Source organism: Halorubrum lacusprofundi ATCC 49239, assembly GCF_000022205.1.
Lineage (GTDB): Archaea > Halobacteriota > Halobacteria > Halobacteriales > Haloferacaceae > Halorubrum > Halorubrum lacusprofundi.
In genome coordinates this window covers 1,434,865-1,457,669 of record NC_012029.1, presented here as the reverse complement: position 1 = coordinate 1,457,669, position 22,805 = coordinate 1,434,865, and the positions used below count along the sequence as shown (strand labels likewise).

Sequence of the window (22,805 nt, the reverse complement as noted above, 5' to 3'; positions counted from 1 at the left end):
TGCCGTTGCCTGCGTGTGCGGGGGAGACGGAGCCTGACCCACCGGTATATCGGAAGTCAGTCCCCGTGAGCGAGTTGGTCACTGAACCTCGTTGTACATCTCGTCAATCACCGCTTTGAGATCGGGAGCACCACCACCGGGCTGACGAGGCGTGTAACTGAATTCGCCCTTCCCGTCAGGTGCTTCGCCCTGCGTCCACGGCTGTTTCGGGTCGTCTCGTTCCTCACGGGTCGTCGACATGAACGAGTAGTTGTACTCCTGATTCTCTTGTTCCTGATCGAAACTCGCCGGGACGGGACGATGTTCGCCGAGGTCCTCTAGCGCGGCGTGCCACTGGTTTTGATGCATCGTGTCTCGAGCGATGAGATACTCTAGCATCTCTTTCATACCGGGATCGTCTGTGAACTCGTACAGCCGGGTGGCGAGCACGCGTCCCGTGGATTCGGCCATGACGTTCGCGTACAGGTCGGCAGCCAGATTCCCCGAGGCGACCACGTAGTTGCCGGTGAACGGGACGCCGTTACTGTCGACAGGCATCGCATGCAACCCTGCCGAGAGCGCCTGTCGAGGTTGGCCAGTGCGCATCATCTCGTCGATGATGGGGTCTTCACGGGCGGACTCGCGAGCGTCCTCGGACGCTCCTTCGAGATTCTTTGCGACGGCGGTCGCGAGCATCTCGATGTGACCGAGCTCTTCCGTTGCGGTCTCCATCAGGAACTGTCTGATTTCCTGTTTCTCGGCCGGGACTGCGAAGGCCTGAAACATGTACTGTAGGGCGACACGTATCTCCCCTTCAGCACCGCCAATGGCCTGCTGAAGCATCTTTGCGAAGTGAGGATCGGGATTCTCAACTTCGACCTCGAACTGGAGTTGGTCGTCGTGGTAGAACACGGTATTGAACGGATCGTCAGAATTCAAAAAAAGCGTCCTGCCTGCGGATGCCGGGTGATTTTGACACCTCCGCCGCAGAACCGACGATTTTCCACGTCTGTTCGAGATCAATTCTCGCTTTTGGGTAGAATTCAGTTATAAGTGACCGGCGTTATGGATCACACCTTTAAATGCCGTATCGCTGTCGACAAACTGCAACATCCCTCCCGTCGTCGATCAAGAAACACTCTCCAGCGGCCAGCTGTTTCGAACGAGAATATATCTGAAGAATAGAACATCAAGCTGCGATCGTACGTGATTGTGTCTCCTGAGCGTCGGCGTCCACCCACCCTCCCGGTGGGTTTCCGCATCATCTTTCTATGAATCGCGCCTGAGCGCCCGCCGTTCTGGCTGAGGCCGCCTACGTGGACGTGGCTCCCACCCGGCAAGCGCCGGCACAGAGGGTAAATGGCTTTGGCGCGACTTTACAAGACCAATGACCGATCAGAACGATGATAGCCGCGAGCAGGGTGTCGAGTTCGGTCCGCTCGCAGACGAGCTTGAAGACGAGGAGTACCCGATGGATCTGGAGACCTTACTGGAGCGGTACGGCGACCACGAGCTGGGGCTCGGAGACGACACAGCGACGCTCCAAACGGTGTTAGAATCCCAGGGAGATGCCACCTACGAGTCCGCCCACGACGTACACCAGAGCATCATCGGGATGGTCAGTGACGACGCGATCGGCCGGAAGAACTACTCGGACCGCGGCGGCAGAACGGAAGCCGAGGAGGACAGCGAGGAGGAGTCGGTGTAGGCAGCTGGCCGCCCGCTTCGAAAACGAAATTTGCCTCATCCCCAGTGTGCCGCCTGACCACGCGGTTCGCTCAGTCGTACAGCTCGTGACTCTCGTCGCGCGGGCAAGGGATTCAGCACTGTATCGACGCCCACCGCTGTGGCCGGTACACGGAGAGACGATTTCACGGGCTTGCGCTCGCATGCCGCCTGATTATACTCGTCCAACACCTCTCTCCGCTGAGTCATGATCAAGCGCCTACTCAAACTCGCGTACTACGCGTCCAGCGTCATTACCACCCTCAACCTCCTCCGGAAACTGCTCCGGGCGGTCCGCAGTCGATCCAGGTGAGCGGCGAGCGACGTTCCGATCGAACCCCTAGAGCGGGAGACAGTTCCACTCAACCCGGAACGGATCGGCGAACGAGACCAGTCGACGCCGGGGCACCCAACAACAGCAGCGCTGGTCCCCGTTGAGCAGCCAGGCGGCCAGACAGATCATCGAGATGACCGTACCGACACCGGCACCGTCGACCCCGACGGCGATAGTATTGACCGAGAGGGACCATACACGGTTGTCTGTGACTACTTTTTGCGGCTGCCGACCGCCGATTCAACGCGCTTGTGTAACCTGACTTATGACCCCTGAAATTCGAACTGAGAGTTCCGTATACGAGAAAACCACCTGGGAACGTGTGGTCGAGTGGGTGCTTATGGAGGGTGATCGACGTGTTGTCGCGAGCGGCATCACCGTGAGTATCGTCGGAATCATTGGAGCGCTAATCTGGGGCGATATGCTCGCTGTGGGGCCAGACAGCGCTGTCGACTCGCTCTTTTCGAGTGGTCTTACCGCCGGTGTCATAACGCTAATTACGATCTCTCTTTCGATAAATCAACTTGTCATCTCACGTGTGTTTGGGACGGTTAAATCGCTGACAGATCGTCTCGATGGCGCGCGGGAACTCCATGAGGATGTCGCAACCCTCGCGGGACAGCCGTCGAGTCCAAACGACCCGTCTGCGTTTCTCTCACTCATCGCTCAGACGCTGAGTGAACGGGTCGCAACCCTCCGTGCGATGAACGAGTCCGGCGATTGGGACCCGCCAAGTGAGGTGACGAACGCGCTTCGCGACATCGGCGAGTACGGCGAAAACATCGACTCGCATCTCGACGATAACATCCAGGTCGATTCCGTGCTCACCATCCTCCTGGGACCTGAATACGCCGTGAATCTGAATGCGATCCAACATCTACAGAACGGATACGCCGAGTCGTTCTCGGAGGCTGTTCAGGCGGAGTTGCAGGCGATCGACGAGCTCCTCGAATCTATCGCCATCGTCCGTCAGTTCTACAAGACGATCGCCCTCCAACAGGACTTTGCGGAACTCTCGCGGATGATCGTCTACACCGGACTGATCGCGTTCGTCACGACGATCGCAGTGACACTCATCTACCGGGAAAATACCGTTTCGATTCCGCCCTCAACGGTTCCCATCGTTGTCAGTCTGGGCATCGGCGTTGTCACCGTCCCACTGACGCTTTTCGTGTCGTATATCCTCAGGGCAGCGACGGTCGCCCGGAAAACCGTCTCGGTCGGTCCCTTTATTCCTCCGTAATTATGTTCCCTCACACCCCTCCGTGTCGCCTGTGGGGATGGTCCGTCTTCCCAGCGGCCCCAGCGGTTGTCCGAGCGACGACGCCGGAACCGGAGGTCGGTCCCACGGAGCTCTTCGAGTACTGGCCGGTGGTCGTCCGTCTCGGCTGGTTCCTCGCCGGTCTCCTCGCTGTCGTCTTACTCAACCGGATCTTCATCCAGCCCGTTCTCGAACGGGTACTCCGTCAGCGGAACCACAACAACCCCACACTTCGAAACGCCTTGCTCAGGTATTTCCAGATCGTTGCCATCGTTATCGCCATCCTCGTCGGTGCAAGCGTCGCTGGGTACGGCCCCGTACTCGGCAACTCCGCACTCCTCATCAGCGCTATCGCGCTGGCGATCGGCGTCGCAGCCCAGGAGGTGATCGGTTCGCTGGTTAGCGGTATCGCCTTAGTACTCGACCCGGACTTCAACGTCGGCGACTACATCGAGTGGCCAAACGGCGAGGGAGTCGTGCAGTCGATCGCCCTTCGAACCACGCGCGTCGAAACGCAGAACGGAGAACTCGTAACGATCCCGAACACGATCCTGACGAACAACGAGATATCCCGTCCGTTCGGCCGGGGGAACCATCGGGTAGTCCAGCAGTTCGGGGTCGCCTACGAAGACGAGATCGACGAAGCGATAGGACACTTCAAGGATGTCGCAGCCTCAACCGACGCAATTCTCGCAGACCCGGCCCCGATGGTCTATGTCGACGAACTCGGGGGCGAGGTCACCGTTCGCGTCCATTACTGGATCGAAGATCCCGGTCGGCAAGACATCCTCGTCGTCCAGTCGGAGTACGCTCGTCGGATCAAGCGCCGATTCGAGAACGAGGGAATCACGATCGGTCCCACGTCGGAGATCGAACTCTCTGGTCGGGTCGGCATCGACGATTCGGGACGGCGTCGGTGAGTCGTCATTCGGGACGGTATCGACGATTCGGGGCGGCGTCGGTGAACCCCTCCGGTCGAGTGGTTCGAGACGTGTCGCTCCGATGTCAGACGCTCGCATGACGCCGACACAACGACTATACGTCGTCCGAGAGTTCCTATAAATAATGGCCTCGCTCACCGACCACCTATCCGATCTCGTCGAGGGCGCGGACGCGGTGCTGCTGTTCTCGCCGACCAGCTCGTTTTTTAATCGGTTCGAGGACGGCGACACGGAGATCGTCGTCGTCGCCCCCGACAACGATGTCGACGCCGAGGTGTTCGTCGAACTTCCCCTCCCGTTCGACAACGTCAAAGACCGGATCCGGTTCGGCATCGAGGGGGCGATGGACGCCGAGCTCGTCTCTGAGGGCGACGAAGTGGTCTGTATCGCGTCCGTCTTCGACGGCGGATCGGACGCGGTGATCCGCGTCACCGTCGATGAGACAGTCCACACCGGGATCTACGACCTGTTCGTCAACTCCCGGGCGGAGCCGAGCGTGATCCGCGACGTGTTCGAGGTCGCCATCGAACTCGGCCAGAAGGGACAGAAGGGGAAGCCGGTGGGCGCGCTGTTCGTCGTCGGCGACGCGGGAAAGGTGATGAACAAGTCCCGCCCGCTGTCGTACAACCCCTTCGAGAAGTCGCACGTCCACGTCGGCGACCCTATTGTCAACGTCATGCTCAAGGAGTTCTCGCGGCTCGACGGCGCGTTCGTCGTCTCCGACTCCGGGAAGATCGTCTCCGCGTACCGCTACCTCGAACCGGGTGCGGAGGGCGTCGATATTCCGAAGGGGCTCGGCGCGCGCCACATGGCGGGCGGCGCGATCACCCGGGACACGAACGCGACCGCGATCGTCCTCTCCGAGTCGGACGGGCTCGTGCGGGCGTTTAAGGCGGGAGAACTCGTCCTGGAGATCGATCCGGAGGAGTACTGATCCCGATGTCCGCGGTACCGACACCCCTCTCCGAGTTCGTTGCGTCTGTCCCCGACCGGATCTGGCTCGCCCTGTTCGTGCTGCTGTTCGGGCTGTTCGCGGCGTACGTCGTGGGCGCGATCAATCGCCGCCTGCTGACCCGCGCGGGCGTGCCGGAGGTGATCGAGGGGACCGCCTTCGAGCGAACCGCCCACGAGTTCGACACGTCGACGGTGCGGATCTTAGCGAAACTGTCGAGTTACTTTATCCTCGCCGTCGCTGTCATCGTCGCCTTGACGGTTGCCGACGTCAACTACCTCGAACAGTTCTGGTCGGGCGTCGCCGCGTTTCTCCCGCGGCTGTTCGTCGCCATCGTCGTCCTCATCGTCGGAGTCGTCGTCGGCGACAAAGCGGAGCTGCTCGTTGCCGAGCGCCTCCGCGGGATCAAGCTGCCCGAACTCGGCGTGTTGCCGCCGCTCGTCAAGTACAGCGTCGTGTACGTCGCCGCCCTGATCGCGCTCGGGCAGGTCGGCGTGCAGACGCTCGCGCTGGTCGTGTTGTTGGGTGCGTACGCGCTCGCAGTCGTGCTGTTCGCCGCGCTGGCAACGAAGGACCTCGTCGCGAGCGCGGCCGCCGGCGTGTTCCTCCTCCTCCGACAGCCGTACGGGATCGGCGACGAGGTGCGAGTCGCCGGCGAGCGCGGGATCGTCCAGGAGGTCGACCTGTTCGTCACCCGTATCGAGGCCGACGGCGAGGAGCACGTGGTGCCGAACCACTCGGTGTTCCGCGACGGGATCGTCCTCATTCGGGAGTGATCTCTCCCCGCGGTTGAACCCGCGGGCTTCCTCTTCGATTCGTTATCGGTGACGGAAGTCGCATGACATCGAGACAGACAAGTAATAGTGAATAGATATTGTATTATATGTGTTTAAATAATAGTCATTCTTAACTACATTCAACGCGTTTTGAACCGGAACTGTATTTACCAGAGATCTCGACTGTGCGGACATGCGAGAGCCTGCTGGCACCCGACTCCCGGTGATATTTGACGACCTCGATGTCGGCATCAATCTCCACGACCCGACCACGAACGAGATTCTCGACGCCAACGCTCGCTTGGAGGAGCTGTACGGGTACTCGGCGGACGTGCTTCGAACGATGGGCGTCGGGGACTACACGGCGCCGTCGACGAAGTTCTCACAAGACGAGGCGAACCGGCTGATCCAGCGCGCCGCGGACGGCGAGCCGCAGACCTTCCATTGGCAGATCGAACGGTCGAACGGGGAGCTCCGGTGGGTCCGCATCCACCTCAGTTCGACCTGCATCGACGGGGATAGGTGCGTCATCTCCGAGGTGCAAGACGTGACCGAGTATCGCGCTCGCGAGCGCCGCCTGCGCCTGCTCAGTCGGATCATTCGGCACAACCTGCGGAACAAGACGAACGTGATCATGGGGTACGCCGACAGGGTTAGGCAGGCGGTAGAAGACGAGACGATCGAACAGGAGATCGAGACGGTCCTCGACATCACGACCGAGGTGGGCGGGCTGAGCGATTCGGTGAAACAGATCGAAGAGATCGCCGAACCCGACGCAACGGAGCGCTCGCAGACCGATCTCCGGGCGGTCGCTCGCTCGCTCGTCGCCGACGCACGAGAGACACATCCGAACGCGAGTTTCTCGGTGATCGCGCCGGAGTCCGTCTGGGTCATCGCCGATAAGGGGATCCGCTACGCGATCGAACACGCCGTTCGGAACGCGGTCGAGCACAACGACCGAGAGACGCCGTCGGTGACGGTGTCGGTCGAGAGCGGCGACAGGGACGGTCACGGCGTGGTCCGCGTCGCTGACGACGGGCCGCCGATCCCGGACACGGAGGTCGAAGTGCTCAAGCAAGACGTGGAAACCAGCAGCACGTATCACGGTACGGGGGTCGGCCTGTGGGTGATACTGTGGTGCGTCGAATCCCTCGGCGGCGAGCTCGTTTTCGAGGAGAACACGCCGCGCGGGAACGTCGTCTCGATCTCGCTTCCGAAGGCCGCCGAGCCGCCGTCCGGCGACGAGTAGCCGGTCCTCTGGCGGTCGCCACCCGTGTCTCCCGCGGTCGCTCCCCTCCGCCGTTCCCACGCCGTGGGAGCACCTATCACGATATATCACTGCGGGCGACGGATGACCGCACATGAGCCACGACGCCACCGACGCCTGCGACGGATGGGACGGCAGCGAGTGCGAGGGCACGGTCCACTGTCCGCCGCGCTGTCCGCGCTTCGTGGACAAGCAGGGGGCTCGGTGGACGATCCGGCCCGGAGTCAGCGAGGACGCCGCGGCCCTCGCGGAGATGTACGAGGGCTTCGGGACGGCGGACCGCGCGCAGGGGCTCCCGCCGGTGACCCGGAGCCGCAGGGCCGACTGGCTCGAGACGATGCTCGCCGACGGGAGCAACGTCGTCGCCGAGCGGAACGGCGAGCCCTTCGGTCACGCCATGTACACGCCGACCGACGCGGCTCGCCCCGAACTCGCGGTCTTCGTCCACCCCGAGATGCAGGGGCGCGGCGTGGGAACGGAGCTCTGCCGACACGTTATCGCCGACGCCGACGCCGGAGACCGCGAGGGGCTCGAACTCCACGTCGAGAGCGGGAACCGGGTCGCACGGAGCGTCTACCGGACGGTCGGCTTCGAACTCGCCGACCGCAGGGGGGACCTCCGGATGACCCTCGACCTCGACGACCCGATCGCGACCGAGGTGCGCTGGCCGCCGCTCGCCCGCGAGGGGACGGCCGAGTCGCTCCCGCGGGAGCCGCTTCCGATCGAATTCGACGGGGTGCGAGTCGCCGGCGCCGACGACTAGCGGTAGCCGACCCTGGTGACCGATAGCGAGAGTAGGTGTGTCAGTTTGGTTGATCGGTTGTTTATAAGTGATCGAGTGGTGTTGCTGTCGGGTGTTTATAAGTCTCAGACAGAACGGTGAACACCTCCAAAGCCCCAGCAGCGACGACTCGCGCTGCTCGGTGCGCTCCTCGCTCGCGCTGCTCGCTGCGGTGCTTCCATCGTCATCAGAACGCGAAGCGTTCTGATTGGCTCACGAGAGCTCCGCTCTCGTGAACGCCTGCGCCGCCCTCGCGGCTGCCCCTTTGAGTCCCGCCCGACCGCACAGCCTCACGCCTCCCCAGCCTCGTCGCTCGCTTCGCTCGCGACTCCCTCGCACCGTCGGTTCGCGGCCCGCAAGGCCGCTCACCGGGACGCGCCGACCGCACCGTCATTTATAAGCGATCGTCGTCGTCGCTCACAATCATTTAAATATCGTGTCGACACCGGCGAACTGCAACACTCACTCCCGCTATCGGTCAATACGTATCGTCCAGTGACCAGCTGTTTCAGACAAGAATACGTCTGAAGAGAGGATCTCGACAGAGCCGAATGATCGAATTACGGGCGCACGGAGGCTCCTCCCGAACACGTACCGCCCCGACCGCAACGATTACGCCCGGCGGACCCCACGATACCGTAGCCGTGGAGGACGCCATCGAGTGGCTGCGGAACCGACCGTTCTACGAGGGACAGATCGCGGAGCACCGCCGTCTGCCCGCCCGCGAGCCGGCGTACCGCGACGTCGATCTTGCCCCCCGGATGGCCGACGCGCTCGCGAAAGACGGGATCGACCGCCTCTACCGGCACCAGGTCGAGGCGATCGAGGCGGTCCGCGACGGCGACGACGCCGTACTCGCCACCGAGACCGCGAGCGGGAAGTCGCTCGCGTACACCGTGCCCGCCTTCGAGGCCGCGATGGACCACGGGGGACGGACCCTCTACGTCGGCCCCCAGAACGCGCTGATCGCGGACCAAGAGGAGTCGCTGTCGGAGCTAGCTCACGGGCTCGGCTTCGGAAGCGGCGTCTCGGTCGAATCGTACACCGGTCGGCTCTCGCGGGGCGAGAAGCGGGACGTGCGCGACCGGGAGCCGACCGTGTTGCTGTCGAACCCGGACATGCTTCACTACGCGCTGCTGCCGTACGCCGGGCGCCTGTGGGACTGGTTCTTCTCGTCGCTGGAGTACGTCGTGATCGACGAGGTGCACAGCTACCGCGGGGTGTTCGGCTCGCAGGTCGCCATGACCCTGCGCCGGCTCGCGCGGACCTGCGAGCGGTTCGGGTCGAGCCCGCAGTTCGTCTGCTGCTCGGCGACGATTAACAATCCCGTCGAGCACGTCGCAACCGTGACCGGCCGCGATCCCACCGGGATCACGCTCGTCGACGAGGACACCTCGGGTCGCGGGCCGCGCGACTGGGTGCTGTGGAACCCGCCGGAGTACGACGACGACTGGCAGGAGCGCGGGAGCGGCCGTCGGAAGTCGAGCCACACGGAGAGCAAACGGCTCTTCGTCGACCTCGTGACGGCGGGCGCGCAGACGCTGGCGTTCACGCGGGCCAGACAGACCGCGGAGCAGTACGCGACCGACAGCGCGAGCGACCTCCGAGAGCGGGGCGAGCGCGGGCTCGCGGGGAAGGTCGGCGCGTATCAGGCGGCCTTGAACGACGATCGGCGCCGCGAGATCGAGGCGGACCTCCATTCCGGCGACCTCCGGGGTGTCTGGTCGACGAGCGCCCTCGAACTCGGCGTCGACGTGGGCGGGCTCGACGCCGTGATTTTGGACGGCTACCCCGGCACGCGGATGTCGGCGTATCAGCGCGCGGGGCGGGCGGGCCGCGGCGACGACCCGGCGCTCGTGGTGATGGTCGGCGGCGAAGACCAGCTTGATCAGTACCTGATGCGCAACCCGAGCGATTTCTTCGAGGCGCCGCCGGAGGACGCGATCTGCGACCCCGAGAACGGGCAGCTGCTTCCAGGACATGTCGCTTGTGCGGCCGACGAGAGCTGGCTCTCGCCCGCCGACGAGCGGTTCTTCGGCGAGACGTTCCCGGGCGTCGTCGCGGACCTGACCGACGAGGGAATTTTGGATAGGCGGGAGGTCGCCGACGGGATCCGGTGGACACACGCCGGGTCGTCGAGCCCGCAGCAGGCCGTGAGCCTCCGGACCGCCGGGGACCGCGAGATCGACCTGATCGACTCCTCGCGCAACGAGACGGTCGCCTCGCTCGGGTTCGGGGACGCGCTCCGCGACGCGCACCCGGGAGCGATCTACCACCAGCAGGGCCGAACTTACGAGGTCACGAATCTCGACCTCGACCGCGATGTGGCCGAACTGCAGTCGTCGTGGGCCGATTACTACACCCAGCCGCTCACCGAGAAGGACATCGTCGTGAACGCGGATCTCGGCGAACGCGAGCTGTCGGCCCGCCCGGACGTGCCGGTCCGATTCGCGGACGTGACCGTCACGGAGCAGATCACGGGGTTCGTCCGGAAAGACACGGCGACCGGCGAGTCGCTCGGGGAGTCAGTGCTGGATCTCCCGGAGACGACGCTGCGGACGAAGGCGCTGTACTTCCCGGTTCCGGGGGACATCGAGTCCGAGATGCGCGCGCTCGGGGCCCGTGACGCCGACGCTGACGGCACGAACGAGGCGGCCGACGCCGACGACACGGAGGCGGTGACCGACGGCGGCGAAGGTCTGTCGGGCGGTGAGCACGCCTTCAACGGCGGGATCCACGCGGCCGAACACGGTATCATCTCGCTGTTCCCCTTCCACCTGCTGTGTGACCGCGCCGATATCGGGGGCATCTCGACGCCGTACCACCCGCACACCGACGCCCCCGCGGTGTTCGTGTACGACGGCCACCCCGGCGGCGTCGGGCTCACGCGCCGCGGCCACGAGCGGATCGAGGAGCTGATGGCCCGCACGGCCCGGCTCATCGACACCTGCGACTGCGAGGGCGGCTGTCCGGCCTGCGTCCAGTCACCTCACTGCGGCAACGCCAACGAGCCGCTGGCGAAGGCGCCGGCCGTGCGGCTGTTGGAGGCGCTGACGACGGACGAGTGACACCCGGTGCTTTCACGGTCCTCGCACCCGTGCCGAACCCATGGAGCTGTTCTGGCACCGACGGGACCTCAGAGTCGCCGACAACGTCGGGCTCGCGGCGGCGACGGGGACGCGCGACGACGGCCGGGGACCGGCCGCGCCCGTATTCGTCTTCGACCCGGACGTGCTCGACCACGCGAGCGATGTGCGGGTCCGTCGCCTGCTCGACGGACTCGCGGCGCTGCGGGACGACTATCGCGACCGCGGCAGCGACCTCCTCGTCGCCCGCGGCGCCCCCGAGACCGTCCTCCCCGAACTGGCCGCCGCGCTCGACGCCGAGCGCGTCGTCTGGAACCGGGACTACTCGGGGCTCGCTCGCGAGCGCGACGCGGGCGTGCGGACGGCGCTCAACGACGCCGGAATCGACCGCGAGGTACTCCACGACGCGGTGTTACACACCCCGGAGTCGATCCGGACCAACGCCGGCGACCCGTACTCGGTGTATTCGTACTACTGGAAGAAATGGACCGACCGCGTGGCCGATCCGCCGGCGCCGACGCCCGATGCGGGCGATCTCGTTGACGCCGGCGATCTGACGGCAGCAGTGGGGACCGATGGCGGCGCCGAGACCGACGGTGGTGCCGCGATCGACCGCGTCGCCGTCGGCGACCTGCCTGCGCCCGCCGATTTGGGGTTCGCAGAGCCCGAAGCGGATGTCGGTCCCGCCGGCACCGAGGCGGCCCGCGATCGGCTCGACGACTTCCTCTCGGAGGCGGTGTTCTCGTACGACGCCGAGCGCGACTACCCGGCGCGAGAGGCGACCTCGCGCATGTCCGCGTTCCTGAAGTACGGCGAGATAGGGGTGCGAGAGGCGTACGAGGCGACGAAAGACGCGATGGCGATGGCGGAGGAAAAGACCGGGGAGCGAGACGAGGGCGGTGACCATGAGGACGGCGACGACGAGGGGCCCGTCGCCGCCGTCGAGGAGTATCAGAAACAGCTCGCGTGGCGGGAGTTCTACACGCAGGTGCTGTACCACAACCCCGAGGTCGTCACCGAGAACTACAAGGAGTACGAGGAGGGAATCGCGTGGCGCGACGACCCCGACGAGATCGCGGCGTGGAAGCGTGGCGAGACGGGGTACCCAATCGTCGACGCCGGGATGCGCCAGCTCCGTGAGGAGGCGTTCATGCACAACCGCGTGCGGATGATCGTCGCCTCCTTCCTCACGAAGGACCTGCTCGCCGACTGGCGCCACGGCTACGACTACTTCCGCGAGACACTGGCCGACCACGACACCGCCAACGACAGCGGCGGGTGGCAGTGGGCGGCCTCGACGGGGACCGACGCACAGCCCTACTTCCGCATCTTCAACCCGATGACGCAGGGAGAGCGGTACGATCCCGACGCCGAGTACATCAAGAGATACGTTCCCGAGCTTCGGGGGCTCGACGCCGACCTCATCCACGAGTGGCACGAGCTGTCGCCCACGCAGCGCGCGAACGCGGCGCCCAACTACCCCGCGCCGATCGTCGATCACTCGGAGCGGCGCGAAGAGGCGTTAGCGATGTATAAGCGGGCGCGTGGCGAGGATCCGGACGAGTAGGAATCGCCGTGGTTGACGTGGTCGACGCGGGCGCCGATCACTCGCCGTCGATCAAGAACGTTCGGCACTGCTCGACCATTCGGTCGGTGAACTCCCGTGAGATCCGACCCTGCGGATTCGCCACCGCTCGGTGTTTGATCGTCCCGACCACCCACGGCGAACAGTACGAGGTTTTGTCCGGATTCTGTCCCGTCTCCCACTCGTCACCGACCTCGTAGTTCGCGGGGAGATCGCTCGTCGTGAGCGCGGCACAGACGTACTCCTCGCCGGGATACGGGAGATTCTGCGCGGCGAGGATCAACCAGAGTCGGGGTTCGTCCCGCGTTTGAACGGATCCGGCGCCCAGAACACGTCGCCCTTCCGATACGGGTCACTCACGATCGGTGCGCGGGTCGACCGCGTGTTCCTGCCAGTCGTCGTACGTCGGCTGCTCGTCCTCGCGGCTCGCGGCGGTCACCCCTGCGTGGGCTCCGGTGGCATCGAGGCTCCGAACGTGGTCGCTGATCCGCCAGTATATCCCTTTGTGGTCGACCCGCCCGCCCTCGTGGAGCCGAGCGAGGGTCGGTCCGACGGACCCCTTCGCGATCCCCGTCGCGTCCGCGATCTCGCTCTGTGTGAACGCCTCGTCCGCGTGGTCTTCGAGGAACGAGAGAACCTCGTGGGCGTTCGTTCCCGGTGTGGGGCCGTCGTCCGGATCGCGCATCGAGTCGAACCGATCGGCGCTGATGGGCATCTCGGGTGTACTGTTTGTATCGAATGTATTAGCCGTTTGGGGTCGACAGGGTACCAGAGTGGTGCGCTCGCTGCAGGACGGCGTCTCGTGGCGCAGATCCGATTTCCGTGACGCCGATCCCGTTTAAAACAGCGCCTCGTTCTCGTCGAGCAGGTGCGCCGGACCGCCGACCTCCCAGATGTCGGTGTCGATACCGATCTCGGCGATCCGCTCTTCGACTTCCTCGGCGTGGCCGGCCAGCGTGTTGACGTACACTGAGGCGCCCGTATCGGTCGAGAAGTAGACGGGAACGCCCTCCTCGCGGAGTTCGCGGACCGCGTTGAACACGGCGATCGTCTCCGGCTGCCAGTACACCCACCCCGCGGGGCCGGTCATCGTGGTGGCCGTCAGGGAGAGGGAATCGTGCTCGGCCGTCCCGCAGATCCGGTCGAAGTCGCCCTCTCGGAGGGCGTCGGTCATCTCGACGAGCTGGTCTTGCACGTGGGCGGTCCGCGCCTGCATCATGTGGCTCGCGGCGGCCTCGCGGTGCGCCTCTTCCGTCTCCTTATAAGCCGGGACGTGAGCGGCGACGATCCGGAGGTCCTCTTCCGGGTCGAAGCCGTCGTCGCCCACGCCCACGTCGAGTCGGTGCGAGCGGCAGTCCTCGTCGTTGAGCCCGGCGTCGAGCCGGGAGTACGCGCCGGTCACCGAACGGGCCGCGGAGGAGGAGCCGCGACGGGCGACGGTGGAGATATCCGGTAAAGTGAGGTCGAGGCCAGCGGCCTCGGTGAGCGCGAGCGCGGCGGCCGCGAACCCGGACGACGACGAGCCGAAGCCGATGTTCGACGGGAAGGAGTTCTCGCTTTCCAGCCGGACCGCGGCGTCGACGCCGGCCAGTTCGCGGACGTGCTCGACGACCATATCGATGCGTTCCGCGGCGCGTCCGTCGACCTCCTCGTCGCCGATGACGTATACGTCCTCGCTCGCGTCGGGCTGCCACTCGACGGTGGTCGTCGTCGCGGTCGGGGCGGTACAGAGGCTGATGCTGTCGTGGTACGGCAGTCGGAGTTCGGGGTCGCGCATCCCGTGGTACTTGACGAGGCCCTGAATCGGGTGGGCTCGCGCGGTGGCCTTCTCGGTCATACCTCGGGAAGCGTCCGGCGGGGGATTAGTCGTTGCGATGGGCGGGAGAAAACCGATGTTGCCGTCGAACGCTCAGTACGTCTCGACGTCGAGACCGTCGATGCGCTCGAAGTGGTCGTGATTACGAGTCACGACAGGCTCGTCGTTCAACAACGCGGTCGCTCCGATGATGCAGTCTTCCCTGTCGATCTCCTCATCACGGGCGCGAAGCGAGCCAGAAATCTTTCCGGCCTTTCGCATCACGGTCTCGTCGGCGACGACCGCGTGGCACGTGTCGAGTACGTCGAGGATCGCCTGTCGACGCTCCTCTGGAGCGTTCAACTGCGGGACCGCTTCGTACAGTTCGAGCACCGTTATTGAAGAGACCTTTTCCGGTCGATTCTCTCGTTCAATGAGGTCGAGATATTGAATCGCGTCCCGATCGTCGTGTAGAACGTCGATGATGAACGTCGTGTCCTCGATCATTCGTCGCTCCGCACGTCCGCATCGAGGCGTTCGCGCCGATCGCGGGAACGGGACCGCCCCTCCTCGACGAGGGATTCGAGTTCGTCGGCTTCGTCCTCTGAAAGGATCCCCGCGACTTCCGTCCACGACCGCTCGCCGGCGATCCGCTTGACCACGTCGGAAAACGACTCACCCTCCCGCTTGTGCGATTTGAGCCGCTCATAGGCCTCCTCGTCGAGCGAGATCGTTTTCGTCGACATCACAGTACACAGTTACGTGTATTTATTTATAAATGTCAGCGCCGACGCCGGCCGTCCACGCAGTTCGCTCCGCCTCTTTCTACGTCTCCCTCACCCCCTTCCGTCCCCGCGACGGCGACGCGATCGAGGGGAACCCTTTTTGACGGGTCGGCCGGTACTCCGCGCTATGACCGAGTACACCGTCGAGTTCGTCGGCACCGGTGAGACGATCGAGGTGGCCGACACAGAGACGATCCTCCAGCCCTGCATCGAGGAGGGGATCGCTCAGGAGTACTCCTGCCGCGTCGGGATGTGTCTCGCCTGCTCCGCGGAGATCGTCGAAGGCGAGGTGACCCAGCCGGCGGCCCGCGGGCTCACCGACGAGGAGGCCGAGGAGTACGCACTCACCTGCATGGCGCGCCCGCAGTCCGATCTGAAGCTCGATCGCGGCAAGTACCCGCCGAGCATCGAGGACGACGCGGCGACCGACGCGAGTGACGTTGACGGGGCGGCGGCAGACGACGACTGAGACGTGGCGTGTGATCGGTTGAGCCTTTTTAAGCGGAACGCGATGCGTGGCGAGTTGGCCGAGCGTTTATAAATTGTTGACGTCGGATCGGCGATACACACCTCCAAAGCCCCAGCCGCGGCGACTCGCGCGACTCGCTGTGCTCCTTTGAGTTCCACCCCGACCGCCTCGCAACCGCAGCCTCACACCTCCCCAGCCTCGCCGCTCGCTCGGGGCTCCCCTTCGGTCGCCCGCGTCGCTCGCGGCGTCCCTCGCGCGGGCGGTTCGCGCCCTCCGGGCGCTCACCGGCGCACGCCACCGCACACCATTTATAAGCGATCGTCGCTCAGTTCTCGAACCCGTTCTCCGCGACGAGGGTCCGAACCCCGACATACGCGACCCCGGCGATACCGACGTAGGCGACCACCAGCGCGGTCGTCGTCACGTCGGCGCTGTCGATCGCGAGCCGAGCGACCGCGTTCGCGGGCCCGCCGGCCATCGCCGTGGCGCCACCGAAAAGGACCAGCACGCCGATCGAGTAGAGGAACTGCGCCGCGCGTCGATCGGGTGCGAGTGCGGAGATAGCGATCGCGAGCGCGACGACCAGCGTGGTGAGGGCGGTCATGAGGACGAGGATCGAGGGGACGTTCGCGACCGGCGTCCCGTTCACGCGGAGGAGGAGGAGCCACAGGAGCGCCTGTCCGGGGGCGATCGCGACCGCCGCCAGCGCCTTCCCGTCGACGATCTCGCCGAGCGTGACGGGGGCGACGCGGAGCAACTCGAAGGTGCCCTCGTCGATCTCCTCGGTGATCGAGTCGACCACGAGCGACCCCGAGATGAAGACCGGGAGGAAGACGAGTACCGGGATCAACACGGTGTAAGTGAACGTGAAGTACGGACTGGTCCCGGTGCGCTCGGGCAGCGGGAGCGGCGACTCGCTCAGGAACGCGACCCGGTCCGCACGCTCCTGTCGCTCGTAGGTCTGGAGCAGATCGCGGAGCTGGACGACGATCACGGTGGTCTCAACCGTGGCGTCCGGGGCGGTGACCGTCACCGAGATCCCGCCGTTGTCGTTCCGGTTCGCGACCACCACCGCGTCGGCGGCGTTACGGTCGAAGGCGAGCCGCGCCGCCCCGGCGTCCTCGTAGCGCGTGACCGAGGCCCCGCCGACCTCGCTCGCGGCGCGTTCGAGGTCGGTCACGGCGTCGCCGGCGCCCGCCACCTCGACCTCTGCACCGCCGAGCGATCCGGGGTCGTACATCGAGACGAGCCCGACCACGAGGAACGACGAGAACGCGGCGATGAACAGCTGGATCGCGATCGCGAGCAGGATCGTCTTCTCCGCGCGCAACCCCGACAGCTCTCGCCCGGCGATCGTCAGCCGGCTGTCCCGGTTACGCATAGAGGCGCACCACCCCGAAGTTGTACGCCGCGTGAAGCAGCGTCGCCAGCGCCAGCGTCAGGACGTAGTACGTCCGGCTCCGGCTCGCGCCCACTGCGGCGACGGTCGTCGCGAACCCGTGAAGCAGGAGGGGCGCGAAGAACAACCCCACAATGGCGATCGGCGGGAGCCCCTCCATCCCCGCCACGCTCCCGAACGCGGCGCGGCCGACGTACAGCTCCGTGAGCCCGACCGCCTGCACGACCGCGGTGGCCTTCTCCGCGAGGAAGAAGCCGACCGCGGAGGCGGTCCCGACCGCGACGGCGACCCGATCGGTCCGGGCGAAGGCGCCGCGCTCGAACCCGGCGTAGAGGTGGATGCTCTTGGCAAGTTCCTCGATGAACGCGATTGTCACCAAGAGCACGGGGATCGACACGGTCACCGGCAGTGCGAAGAGTAGCGCGACGGCCAGCAGCTCCGCGACGAACACGAAGGGGATCGTGCAGGCCGTGAGGAACGCGATCGGCGCGAGCGCACGGAGTCGTTCTCGCGGCGACCTGCCGCCCGAGTTCGGCTTCCCAATACCCGAGAGTCGCACCGCCAGCGCATCGAGGAACTTCCGCCCGACCGGCTTCTGGGTTAACATGTCCTCCTCGCGGTAGACCCCGAGCCCGAGCCCGAACAGGAGCGCCGCCCCCACCGCCATCGGGCCGGTCGAGAAGAGGATTTCGCCGATTCCCACCGCCTCGCCCTGCAGATCGAAGACGACCAGCGTGAGCGGCGACACCAGCGCCACGGGCGTGACGTTCGTGAAGATCGCTGGCACGAACGCGTACGTCGTGAGGAGGACGCTCACGCCGACCGTGACGAAGGTGAGCTCCTTGAACGACCGCGCGAACATCGCGCCGACGAACGTGGCCGCGAGGAAGGTCAACGCCACCGGAAGCACGGCGATCACCGAGAGCGCCCCGCCGCCGACGGCGACTGCGATGAGCGTCGTGACGAGCGCCGCGACCGCGACGTACGGGAGCGTCTTCCCCGCGACGATGTCGACCGGCGAGAGCGGCGTGACGAGCAGGGGCTCCCCGCGCCGGTTCGTCCGCTCGTCGAGGACCGACGAGCCGTACGCCTGGATGAGGAAGTTCATCGGCACGAGAAAGACGAACGCGAGGAGGAGCGAGACGAACGGGAAGGGCGGCGAGATCGACCCCGGCGACCCGACCGTGTCGGCGCCGAACGCCGCGCCGCCAACCGAGGGGACGGCGAATCCGCCGTTATCTCCATCGTCGCCCCCGCTGCCCTCGCTCGCGGTGTCGCCGCCGGTGAGCCCGCCGTCGGTACCTCCGCTCGCGTCGCCCGAATCGTCGCCACTGGCGCGTCCGGAGCCGCCGTCACTCTCGGAGCCGTCCCCGCCGAGCGTCGAGCCGTCGTCGAGCCCGCTGGTCCGGCCGATGTACTGGAGCGTGACGGTGATCGGGAACGCGGCGGTCCGATTCTCCTCGGCCGCCATCAGTCGCTCGTTGTGCGCCTTGACTGCCTCCCGGAACTCGGCGGCCGCGGCCTCGCCCTTCCGCGTGTCGCTGGCGCGAACGGCAACGGTCTCGATCGACCCACTCTGCCTGCCGTCAAACACGACAAGGTCGGCCGTGTCGCCGAGCGCGGCGCTCCCGAGAGGGACCGCTGTGAGTGACGGCTCGGCCTCGACCGCATCCGCGTACGGGGAGTCGCCGTCGACGGCGACCCGGTACACGTCGCGGTCGACGTCGAGCCCGACGACGCCGGCCGCGAGCCCGCCGCCGAGGACGCCGCCGGCGACGAGTAGGAGCGCGAGCGCCGCGAGCAGGGTCCGCCGGTCGACGCCGCCGCTCGCCCGAACCGTCTCCCAGCGAGCGACGCGGAGGATCCGGCGAAGGCGACGCTGTGCGCCCCGAATACGGTGCCGAACTCGGTCGCTTCGGTCGGTCACTCGGCCTCCTCCGATTCCGTCAACCGATCCGTCTCTGTCTCCGCAGTCGACGCTGCGTCCCCACCGCCCCCGGTGTACCGCCCCGGCATCGGCCGCCCGACGATGTCGAGGAACACGTCCTCCAAGCTCGGCTCTCGCGTGCGGATGTCGACGACCTCGCCGCCCGCCGCGGCGGCGGCTTCGCGAACCGCCGCGACCGCGTCCATCGTCGGGACAGTCGTGCGGAACCGGTCGCCGACTTCCTCGATCGCGGCGTCGATGTCGTCGAAGATATCTGCCAGCGCGTCGGTTCGGGCCGGAGACACGTCGGTGAACACGCGGTAGGTCGTCTCGCCGTGTCGCTCGCGGATCCCGTCGACGCTGCCGCGGGCGACGATCCGGCCCTCGTCCATCACCGCGACGCGATCGCAGACGGATTCGACGTGATAGAGGTTGTGCGCGGAGAACACGACGGTCTTTCCGGTCGAACGCAGCTCGCGGGTGAACTCAAGCACGGAGTTCGTCGTCACCGGATCGAGCCCCGAGGCCGGCTCGTCGTACACGAGCACGTCGGGGTCGTTGACCAGCGACCGGGCGATGGCGACCTTGCGTTTCATCCCCTTCGACATGTCGCCGAGGCGGCGCTCACGGTGGTCCAGTTCGAGTCGGTCGAGCGCGGCCTCGATCCGCTCGTTCGCGGCCTTTCGCGGCACGTCGTACAGGTCGGCGAAGAAGCGCAGATACGACAGCGGCGTCATCTCCTCGTAGAGGGGCGACTCCTCGGGGAGAAACCCCAACTGCCGGCGCATCTCCGGGTCGTCCGAGGCGAAGCCGGCGACCTCGACCTCGCCGTCGCTGGGGTCGACGAGCCCGGCGAGCACCTTCAGCGTCGTCGTCTTCCCGGCGCCGTTCGGGCCGACGATGCCGAACACCTCGCCTTCCGCGACGGAGAAGGTGCTGTCGACGACGGCCGCGAAGTCGCCGTACGTCTTCCGCAGCCCCTCCACTTCGATCATGCGCTCGGCTCCACCGTCGGGCGGGTTAAAGCCACGCCCGCGGCTATCACCCGCGAGAACGCGGCGGGTGGGATGTATTTCGGACTCGTTAGTCGTCGGCCCAGGCGTCGCCGTGGGCGCGATAGCCGTCGAACTCCCCGTTATCGATCTCGCGTTCGATCTCCCGGCGCGTCTCCGCGTCGAGTTTGACCACGTGACAGAGCGGGTGCCCGGGGGCGGCGACCGGGTTCTCCAGCGACCCGACGATCAGCCCGTCGAAGGGGGCCTCGATCGCGTGCTCCTCCGTTTTGAAGTGGTTCGTGATGGTGCAGATCGTCTCGCCCTCGTAGACGAGCGGGTAGGGGCCCCACTCCATCTCGACGAGTCCGCCGGTGTCGGCGCGGAGCCACCGCTTTGTGCTGTCGGCGGCGGTCGACTGGAACCACCCCGGCCAGTGGACCGCCTCGCCGGGCGTGAGCTCGTACTCGGCGAGGACGCTCTCGACCCCCTCCAACGCCTTCTCGATGAGCACCGGCTGGAACCGGTGTGCGCGCCCCATCTCGACCGTGACGGTCGGGATCCCGTCCGCGGTCGCCGTCGACCGGAGCGACCCCTCGTCGCCGGATCCGTACAGCACCACGTTCGTCGCGTACGCCCGCGCGAGTCGCCGGACTTCGGGGTTGTCGAGGTCGGCCCGGGCGTGGTAGATCGTCGTCCGATTCTGGGTCGACGTGTGGAAGTCGAGGCCGAGATCGCACTGCGCGACGAATCGTCGATAGATGCGGTTGGCCATTCGCTCGGTGGTGTTCGAGCGCTCCTTCCCCGGGAACGACCGGTTCATGTCCTGGTCGTAGATGGGGGTGTCGCGCCGCTGTGCCTCGTAGGCGGGGACGTTACACACGTGGAGACAGACCAGCGTTCCGTGGAGGTCTCCGGGCGAGTACCGGTCGGCGACTTCTTGAACGACTTTGACCCCGTTGAGCTCGTCCCCGTGGATCCCGGCGCTCAGGAACAGGGTCGGCCCGCCGGCCTCGCCGTTGATGATCGTCACCGGTATCTCGATCGGGTCGCCGAGATACGTCTCGCCGATCTCGTACCGAATCCGTCGCTTCTCACCGGGCTCGACCTCGGCGTCGTACCGGAACGGCTTCGGGTCGGGAACTGCGTCGCTCATGTCCGGGGGTCACGGCACGGGGACAAAACCCCTCGGACCGCCGGGAGCCGCACGCCGGTTTCGGTAGTTCGACCGTCGAGCGGTCGGTCGAACGATCTCGACGGTTCCGTCCGCGTCAATCCGTGTACGGCTTCTCGATATTCGCGTCGCCGCTGATGTACGCGTTCATCCGACGGGTGATCCCGTCGAACAACGTGATGAGCGGCGAGAGGACGCGCTCGACCAGTCGGATCGGGGATGCGATCCGCAGCGACCACCGCTCGGCGTTTCCGAGGCCGAACGCCTTGGGGACGATCTCGCCGAACACGAGGACGAGAAAGCTCGTACACACGGTCGCCACCGCGACCGCGGCACCGGAGGGGAGGTAACTGGCAACCAGAACGGTCACGATACTCGATATCGCGATGTTGACGACGTTGTTCCCGACGAGCAGCGTCACCAGCAGCCGGTGGGGGTCGTCGTAGAGCTCCTTCAGGACCTGCGCTCGGGGATCGTCCGTGGCGGCCTGCCGCTCGAACCACTCCGCCGGCAGCGAGAAGATCGCGGTCTCCGAACTCGAGAAGAACGCGCTGAGCGCCAGTAACACCGTCACCGTTACGATCCCGGCTAACCCGAGTGTGACTCCGACCATACGACATATTCAAAAACGAAATCAAAGAGGGTGTCGGCCGGACGCCCGCGATCGAAGCGGACACGCTCCGCTCCCGCTTCGGCGATGAAACGGTGTCAGTGACTTCGCCAGTATTCAGAAATCGAATTCGCGCTACTCCTCTTCTTCTTCCTCTTCTGCGACGGGTCCTCGTCCTCGTTCCCAGACTCCTTTCGCCGAGGTGTCGTTCGGTGCCCTGTGTGAGACGTCTTTCATGGTGTCGCGATCGTTTGCCATCTTGGAGCAGGGTAGCGAGGATCCCCGTATTAACCCTTCGTGGAAAGAGATAATGAGTCCTGATACCATATAAGGAATTAATATATGTTGGCTTAACTGCAACGGGACCGTTGAACGGATCGTGACTTATCGGTCTCGTTTCGGCGACGAATCGGACGCATGTTTCGATATCGGAGGGTGTGGCGCCGAATCGGCGTCGACGGTCGTCCGCGAGGGAGCGACGCTCGCCGTGGGTCGCGATGTCGCGGTCGCGCCGGCGGTCGCCGCCGAGGCGCTCCGCGACACCCACACGTGGCCCGACTGGGGGCCGGCTATCGACGCAGTCGAAAGCGGCGATCGGTACGTGACGACCGGAACGACGGGGCGGGTCCGCGTCGGCGGCGCGTGGCTCCCGTTCCGCGTGACCGCGTGCAACGGGCGACGCTGGGACTGGCGGATCGCCGGGATCCCTGCGACCGGCCACCGCGTCGACAGCTACGCCGGCGAGTCCGACCGTAGCCGCGTTGTCGTCGAGGTACCGATCGTCGCAGCCTGGTACGTTACCGTCTGTCGGCGCGCGCTCGACCGGTTCGCGGCGCTGGTCGAGGAGCGGTCGGGAGAGCGATCGGTCGCCATCGCCATCGACGATTTCACCGATACCGACGCCGACGACAATACCGATACCGACGCCGACGACAATACCGATACCGACGCCTGACGACTCTCGTTC

Annotated in this window: 23 protein-coding genes; 11 read left to right on the top strand and 12 right to left on the bottom strand. The window is 65.7% G+C overall.

What is annotated here, in order from left to right; genetic code table 11:
- Positions 1-78 precede the first annotated feature (78 nt).
- The gene (locus tag HLAC_RS07170; RefSeq protein WP_015910177.1) at positions 79-891 is read right to left on the bottom strand and encodes a manganese catalase family protein; all 813 of its coding nucleotides are present in this window, start codon (positions 889-891) and stop codon (positions 79-81) included.
- Positions 892-1,366: 475 nt separating this feature from the next.
- Between HLAC_RS07170 and HLAC_RS07165 the strand changes: the two genes are divergently transcribed.
- The 9 genes from HLAC_RS07165 (at position 1,367) to HLAC_RS07125 (ending at position 12,669) form a co-directional block, all read left to right on the top strand.
- Complete coding sequence (locus tag HLAC_RS07165) at positions 1,367-1,687, top strand: DUF5789 family protein (RefSeq protein WP_015910176.1); 321 nt, start codon at positions 1,367-1,369, stop codon at positions 1,685-1,687.
- Positions 1,688-2,303: 616 nt separating this feature from the next.
- Positions 2,304-3,281, top strand: a complete 978-nt coding sequence (locus HLAC_RS07160; RefSeq protein WP_015910174.1) for a DUF7972 family membrane protein — start codon at positions 2,304-2,306, stop codon at positions 3,279-3,281.
- 2 nt (positions 3,282-3,283) lie between these two features.
- Entirely contained in the window at positions 3,284-4,219 is a 936-nt protein-coding gene (locus HLAC_RS07155) for a mechanosensitive ion channel family protein (RefSeq protein ID WP_015910173.1), read from the top strand.
- Positions 4,220-4,364: 145 nt separating this feature from the next.
- A complete protein-coding gene (dacZ, locus tag HLAC_RS07150; protein ID WP_015910172.1) occupies positions 4,365-5,174 on the top strand; it encodes a diadenylate cyclase DacZ in 810 nt (269 codons plus the stop codon).
- A gap of 5 nt (positions 5,175-5,179) precedes the next feature.
- Entirely contained in the window at positions 5,180-5,968 is a 789-nt protein-coding gene (locus HLAC_RS07145; protein WP_015910171.1) for a mechanosensitive ion channel family protein, read from the top strand.
- A 193-nt stretch (positions 5,969-6,161) separates the two neighbouring features.
- The gene (locus HLAC_RS07140) at positions 6,162-7,217 is read left to right on the top strand and encodes a PAS domain-containing sensor histidine kinase (RefSeq protein WP_015910170.1); all 1,056 of its coding nucleotides are present in this window, start codon (positions 6,162-6,164) and stop codon (positions 7,215-7,217) included.
- A 112-nt stretch (positions 7,218-7,329) separates the two neighbouring features.
- Positions 7,330-7,998 (top strand): GNAT family N-acetyltransferase, encoded by a 669-nt coding sequence (locus tag HLAC_RS07135; protein WP_015910169.1) that lies wholly within the window; start codon positions 7,330-7,332, stop codon positions 7,996-7,998.
- A 662-nt stretch (positions 7,999-8,660) separates the two neighbouring features.
- Entirely contained in the window at positions 8,661-11,084 is a 2,424-nt protein-coding gene (locus tag HLAC_RS07130; RefSeq protein ID WP_015910168.1) for a DEAD/DEAH box helicase, read from the top strand.
- A 40-nt stretch (positions 11,085-11,124) separates the two neighbouring features.
- Positions 11,125-12,669: a cryptochrome/photolyase family protein gene (locus tag HLAC_RS07125; RefSeq protein WP_015910167.1), complete on the top strand. Its 1,545-nt coding sequence runs from the start codon at positions 11,125-11,127 to the stop codon at positions 12,667-12,669.
- Between the two features lie 37 nt (positions 12,670-12,706).
- Here the strand turns inward: HLAC_RS07125 and HLAC_RS07120 are convergent, their stop codons facing one another.
- The 5 genes from HLAC_RS07120 to HLAC_RS07100 all read right to left on the bottom strand — a co-directional run bounded on the left by HLAC_RS07120 (position 12,707) and on the right by HLAC_RS07100 (position 15,228).
- Positions 12,707-12,970 carry a hypothetical protein gene (locus HLAC_RS07120; RefSeq protein WP_015910166.1) on the bottom strand — a complete coding sequence of 88 codons (264 nt, stop codon included), beginning with the start codon at positions 12,968-12,970 and terminating at the stop codon, positions 12,707-12,709.
- A 69-nt stretch (positions 12,971-13,039) separates the two neighbouring features.
- Positions 13,040-13,402 (bottom strand): MarR family transcriptional regulator, encoded by a 363-nt coding sequence (locus tag HLAC_RS07115; protein WP_015910165.1) that lies wholly within the window; start codon positions 13,400-13,402, stop codon positions 13,040-13,042.
- 123 nt (positions 13,403-13,525) lie between these two features.
- Positions 13,526-14,524, bottom strand: a complete 999-nt coding sequence (gene mvaD, locus HLAC_RS07110; protein ID WP_015910164.1) for a phosphomevalonate decarboxylase MvaD — start codon at positions 14,522-14,524, stop codon at positions 13,526-13,528.
- 72 nt (positions 14,525-14,596) lie between these two features.
- Positions 14,597-14,989 (bottom strand): PIN domain-containing protein, encoded by a 393-nt coding sequence (locus tag HLAC_RS07105; RefSeq protein ID WP_015910163.1) that lies wholly within the window; start codon positions 14,987-14,989, stop codon positions 14,597-14,599.
- Positions 14,986-15,228, bottom strand: coding sequence for an antitoxin VapB family protein (locus HLAC_RS07100; protein ID WP_015910162.1), 243 nt, complete (start codon positions 15,226-15,228; stop codon positions 14,986-14,988). The genes HLAC_RS07105 and HLAC_RS07100 overlap by 4 nt, the downstream gene beginning before the upstream one ends.
- A 166-nt stretch (positions 15,229-15,394) precedes the next feature.
- Here HLAC_RS07100 and HLAC_RS07095 point away from each other — a divergent pair, with 166 nt between their 5' ends.
- The gene (locus HLAC_RS07095; RefSeq protein ID WP_015910160.1) at positions 15,395-15,736 is read left to right on the top strand and encodes a 2Fe-2S iron-sulfur cluster-binding protein; all 342 of its coding nucleotides are present in this window, start codon (positions 15,395-15,397) and stop codon (positions 15,734-15,736) included.
- 325 nt (positions 15,737-16,061) lie between these two features.
- Here the strand turns inward: HLAC_RS07095 and HLAC_RS07090 are convergent, their stop codons facing one another.
- From HLAC_RS07090 to HLAC_RS19810, 6 genes are all read right to left on the bottom strand, one after another.
- Positions 16,062-17,117 carry an ABC transporter permease gene (locus HLAC_RS07090; protein ID WP_015910159.1) on the bottom strand — a complete coding sequence of 352 codons (1,056 nt, stop codon included), beginning with the start codon at positions 17,115-17,117 and terminating at the stop codon, positions 16,062-16,064.
- Positions 17,110-19,062: an ABC transporter permease family protein gene (locus HLAC_RS07085; RefSeq protein ID WP_015910158.1), complete on the bottom strand. Its 1,953-nt coding sequence runs from the start codon at positions 19,060-19,062 to the stop codon at positions 17,110-17,112. The genes HLAC_RS07090 and HLAC_RS07085 overlap by 8 nt, the downstream gene beginning before the upstream one ends.
- Complete coding sequence (locus tag HLAC_RS07080) at positions 19,059-20,057, bottom strand: ABC transporter ATP-binding protein (RefSeq protein WP_015910157.1); 999 nt, start codon at positions 20,055-20,057, stop codon at positions 19,059-19,061. Before HLAC_RS07080 ends, HLAC_RS07085 begins: the two co-directional genes overlap by 4 nt.
- Before the next feature lie 88 nt (positions 20,058-20,145).
- Positions 20,146-21,210 (bottom strand): succinylglutamate desuccinylase/aspartoacylase family protein, encoded by a 1,065-nt coding sequence (locus HLAC_RS07075; protein ID WP_015910156.1) that lies wholly within the window; start codon positions 21,208-21,210, stop codon positions 20,146-20,148.
- A gap of 115 nt (positions 21,211-21,325) precedes the next feature.
- A complete protein-coding gene (locus HLAC_RS07070; protein ID WP_015910155.1) occupies positions 21,326-21,841 on the bottom strand; it encodes a CNNM domain-containing protein in 516 nt (171 codons plus the stop codon).
- A gap of 132 nt (positions 21,842-21,973) precedes the next feature.
- Positions 21,974-22,096, bottom strand: coding sequence for a DUF7989 family protein (locus tag HLAC_RS19810; RefSeq protein ID WP_272931215.1), 123 nt, complete (start codon positions 22,094-22,096; stop codon positions 21,974-21,976).
- 169 nt (positions 22,097-22,265) lie between these two features.
- On the opposite strand from HLAC_RS19810, the gene HLAC_RS07065 reads away from it, so the two are divergent.
- Positions 22,266-22,793 (top strand): SRPBCC family protein, encoded by a 528-nt coding sequence (locus HLAC_RS07065; RefSeq protein WP_237583049.1) that lies wholly within the window; start codon positions 22,266-22,268, stop codon positions 22,791-22,793.
- The last annotated feature ends 12 nt before the right edge of the window (positions 22,794-22,805 follow it).